The sequence below is a fragment of the Hydrogenivirga sp. genome (genome assembly GCF_056450045.1).
Window position 1 is genome coordinate 1 of sequence record NZ_JBWONM010000210.1, and the last position, 3,332, is coordinate 3,332.

General features: G+C 51.0%; 8 protein-coding genes. All 8 read left to right on the forward strand.

All coding sequences use genetic code 11. The features are described from left to right. The first annotated feature begins 64 nt into the window (after positions 1-64). Complete coding sequence (rplN, locus tag AC1HCM_RS08650; protein ID WP_479461369.1) at positions 65-430, forward strand: 50S ribosomal protein L14; 366 nt, start codon at positions 65-67, stop codon at positions 428-430. Beyond that, positions 430-789 (forward strand): 50S ribosomal protein L24, encoded by a 360-nt coding sequence (rplX, locus tag AC1HCM_RS08655; RefSeq protein ID WP_479461370.1) that lies wholly within the window; start codon positions 430-432, stop codon positions 787-789. The genes rplN and rplX overlap by 1 nt, the downstream gene beginning before the upstream one ends. A gap of 4 nt (positions 790-793) precedes the next feature. Then, entirely contained in the window at positions 794-1,354 is a 561-nt protein-coding gene (gene rplE, locus AC1HCM_RS08660) for a 50S ribosomal protein L5 (RefSeq protein ID WP_479461371.1), read from the forward strand. Positions 1,355-1,363: 9 nt separating this feature from the next. Further along, positions 1,364-1,552: a type Z 30S ribosomal protein S14 gene (locus AC1HCM_RS08665; protein WP_008287609.1), complete on the forward strand. Its 189-nt coding sequence runs from the start codon at positions 1,364-1,366 to the stop codon at positions 1,550-1,552. Positions 1,553-1,566: 14 nt separating this feature from the next. Next, complete coding sequence (rpsH, locus tag AC1HCM_RS08670) at positions 1,567-1,977, forward strand: 30S ribosomal protein S8 (RefSeq protein WP_479461372.1); 411 nt, start codon at positions 1,567-1,569, stop codon at positions 1,975-1,977. A gap of 10 nt (positions 1,978-1,987) precedes the next feature. Continuing rightward, on the forward strand, positions 1,988-2,533 hold the full coding sequence (gene rplF, locus AC1HCM_RS08675; protein ID WP_479461373.1) for a 50S ribosomal protein L6: 546 nt from the start codon (positions 1,988-1,990) through the stop codon (positions 2,531-2,533). 12 nt (positions 2,534-2,545) lie between these two features. Continuing rightward, on the forward strand, positions 2,546-2,917 hold the full coding sequence (gene rplR, locus AC1HCM_RS08680) for a 50S ribosomal protein L18 (RefSeq protein ID WP_479461374.1): 372 nt from the start codon (positions 2,546-2,548) through the stop codon (positions 2,915-2,917). A gap of 11 nt (positions 2,918-2,928) precedes the next feature. After that, positions 2,929-3,332, forward strand: a 404-nt coding sequence (locus tag AC1HCM_RS08685; protein WP_479461375.1) for a 30S ribosomal protein S5, incomplete at its 3' end; no start/stop codon positions are given.

A 3,332-nucleotide genomic window follows, 5' to 3' on the forward strand; every position in this document is an offset into this window, starting at 1 on the left:
TAAATTGTTACAATACTGTTTTGTCTCTTTTGAGGATACACTTTAGGATTGGGAGAAAGAAGCCATGATACAGAGGCAGAGTTATATGAACGTTGCGGACAACTCGGGAGCAAAGAAGGTCAGGGTAATCGGCATACCGTACGCTCCGAGGAAGTACGCCACCCTCGGTGACGTTATAACCGTCACGGTCAAAGATGCCTTGCCCGATGGGAACGCTAAGAAGGGCAAGATATACAGGGCTGTAGTTGTCAGGACCGCAAAGGAGGTCAGGAGACCCGATGGCAGCTACATAAAGTTTGACGACAACGCCTGTGTGCTTCTCAACCAGTACGGCGAGCCCTTGGGGACGAGGGTCCTCGGTCCGATAGCGAGAGAGGTAAGGAACAGGGGCTTCACCAAGATAGCTTCCCTCGCACCGGAGGTGGTTTGATGGCCTGGAAGATAAAGAAGGGAGATACGGTTCTTGTAGTCAGAGGAAAGAAGGCTAACAAGGGACAGAGCGGCAAAGTCATAAGGGTAATTCCCGAGAAAAACAGGGTGATAGTTGAAGGGGTAAACCTCGTAAAGAAGCATCTCAAGGAGATACCCAACGTGAGAGAGGGTGGAATAGTTGAGGTTGAAGCTCCCATTCATATAAGCAACGTGATGCTTATCTGCCCCAACTGTAAGAAGCCTGCAAGGGTGGGCTTCAAGATGGTTGAGGAGAAGGGAGTCCTCAGGAAGTACAGGTACTGCAAGAAGTGCGGTGAGAACATAGACCTTGTTAGAGAAAAACAGTTGAGAGGTTAAGGTTATGGCTGTTGCTACTAAGTACGTTCCAAGGCTTTATCAGAGGTACGTTGACGAGGTTGTCCCTCGCATGGTTCAGAGGTTTGGCTACAAGAATCCGATGGAAGTCCCCAAGCTCGTGAAGATAGTTGTCAACATGGGCGTAGGTGAGGCTGTCCAGGACATAAAGAACCTTGAGAGAGCTTCCGAAGACCTGAGGCTCATAACGGGGCAGCAGCCCGTTATAAGGAGGGCTAAGAAGTCCGAAGCAGGCTTTAAGCTGAGGAAGGGGATGCCCGTTGGAGTTAAGGTTACCCTTAGAAAGGAGAGGATGTGGGACTTCCTTGACAGGACCATATCCATAGCGCTTCCCAGGGTTAAGGACTTCAAGGGTCTGAACCCGAGGTCCTTTGACGGAAGGGGTAACTACTCCTTCGGCATAGCTGAGCAGATAGTCTATCCAGAGATAGACTACGACAAGGTTGACAAGATAAGGGGTATGGATATAAGCATACACACCACTGCGGAGACCGATGAGGAGGCTCTTTGGCTTCTCTCACTTCTCGGTCTTCCCATAAGAGCGTAGGAGGTAAGGATGCCGAGGAAAGCAAAGGTAGCTAAGGACCTTAAGTACTACCCCAAGTGGAGGGTGAGAAAGAAGAACAGGTGCCCCATATGCGGAAGACCAAGGGGTTTTCTGAGATACTTCAACATGTGCAGGCTCTGCTTCAGGGAGAGAGCTCTCAGGGGAGAGCTTCCCGGAGTCAGGAAATCAAGCTGGTAAACGGAGGTTAGGTTATGGACCCTATAGCGGACATGTTCTCTGCTATCAAGAATGCGATAATGAGGAAGAAGGACTACGTTGATGTGCCCTCCTCAAAGACTAAGGAGAGGATACTTGACCTGCTTAAGAGAGAAGGTTTTATAAAGGACTGGGAGAGGCTTGACTCAGAGGAGTATAGGAAGGGAACCCAGTACAGGCTGAGGATACACCTCAAGTACCTTGACCCTAAGAAGGAGAGAAGCGCAATAACCAATCTGGTGAAGGTCTCCACCCCCGGCAGGAGGGTTTACGCCCCTGTCAAGAGGATTCCTTACGTAAGGAGAGGTTTAGGTGTAGCCATACTCTCAACGGATGCCGGGATAATCACCGACCACGAAGCGAGAAGCATGAAGAAGGGTGGAGAGGTTATAGGAATAGTCTGGTAGGAGGAATGGAATGTCAAGGATAGGAAAAAACCCCATACCCATACCCGACGGCGTCAAGGTCAGCCTCAAGGGTAATGAGATAACAGTAGAAGGACCGAAGGGAAAGCTCTCCATGAACATCCATCCCGATATGAAGGTTTTCGTTGACGAGAAGGAGAAGCTGATAAGGGTTGAGAGACCCACCGAAAGGTCCTTTCACAAGGCTCTCCACGGGACCACGGCGGCTCTGATAAGGAATATGGTCAAGGGAGTTACGGAAGGCTTCACCGTTGTCCTTGAGGTTCACGGACTCGGATACAGGGCTGCTGTAAAGGGCAACAAGCTTGAGCTTAACCTCGGAAAATCCCACCCTGACATCTACGAGATACCAAAGGACATAAAGGTAGAGGTCAGGGGGAATGAGATACACGTCAGTGGTATAGACAAGCAGAAGGTGGGACAGGTGGCAGCCCATATAAGGGCTTTCAGAAAGCCAGACCCCTACAAGGGTAAGGGGATAAGGTACAAGGATGAGGTTCTCAAGCTCAAGCCGGGAAAGGCTGCGGGTAAGAAGTGAGGAGGTTTTTGAATGGCTAAGTTGAGCAGGAAGGAGAAGAGGCTCAGAAGACATAAGAGGATAAGGAAGAAGGTGTTCGGAACTCCCGAGAGACCCCGTCTGGCTGTTTACAGGAGCCTGAACCACTTCTACGCCCAGCTCATAGACGACACCACCGGAAGGACCCTCGTCTTTGCCTCAACCCTTGACCCTGAGTATGAGAAGCTCGCCGGAAAGAAAGGGGGCAAGTCAATAGAGGCTGCCCAGAGGGTTGCGGAGGTTCTCGTGAAGAAGGCTCTTGAGAAGGGCATAAAGAAGGTTGTCTTTGACAGGGGTGGTTTCATATACCACGGCAAGATAAAGGCTTTTGCCGACAAGTGCAGAGAGTTAGGTCTTGAGTTTTAAGGAGGAAGTAGATGGGTGGTAAGGACATTGACGCGATGATAGAGGAGAGGAGAAAGAGGCACGGCGTAGCCGACCTCATGGAGGAGCTCCAGCTTGAGGAGAGGCTCATATACGCCAACAGGACTGCGAGGGTTACGAAGGGTGGTAGGAGGTTCTCCTTTGCGGCTCTCGTGGTGGTTGGAGACAAGAGGGGCTTTGTTGGCTTCGGTCACGGTAAGGCTAAGGAGGTCCCCTTAGCCATAGCCAAGGCTATAGAGCAGGCTAAGAAGAAGGTCATAAAGGTACCCCTAATTGATGGGACCGTTCCCCACGACGTGGTCGGGCACTTCGGACCCACGAAGATAATCATCATGCCTGCCAGGAGGGGAACGGGTGTTGTTGCCGGTGGCGCTGCAAAGCCCATATTTGAGCTCGC

Excerpts from the sequence above, each read along its gene's own strand:
- rplN (WP_479461369.1), top strand. The coding sequence starts at position 65 with ATGATACAGAGGCAGAGTTATATGAACGTTGCGGACAACTCGGGAGCA.
- rplX (WP_479461370.1), top strand. The coding sequence starts at position 430 with ATGGCCTGGAAGATAAAGAAGGGAGATACGGTTCTTGTAGTCAGAGGA.
- rplE (WP_479461371.1), top strand. The coding sequence starts at position 794 with ATGGCTGTTGCTACTAAGTACGTTCCAAGGCTTTATCAGAGGTACGTT.
- AC1HCM_RS08665 (WP_008287609.1), top strand. The coding sequence starts at position 1,364 with ATGCCGAGGAAAGCAAAGGTAGCTAAGGACCTTAAGTACTACCCCAAG.
- rpsH (WP_479461372.1), top strand. The coding sequence starts at position 1,567 with ATGGACCCTATAGCGGACATGTTCTCTGCTATCAAGAATGCGATAATG.
- rplF (WP_479461373.1), top strand. The coding sequence starts at position 1,988 with ATGTCAAGGATAGGAAAAAACCCCATACCCATACCCGACGGCGTCAAG.
- rplR (WP_479461374.1), top strand. The coding sequence starts at position 2,546 with ATGGCTAAGTTGAGCAGGAAGGAGAAGAGGCTCAGAAGACATAAGAGG.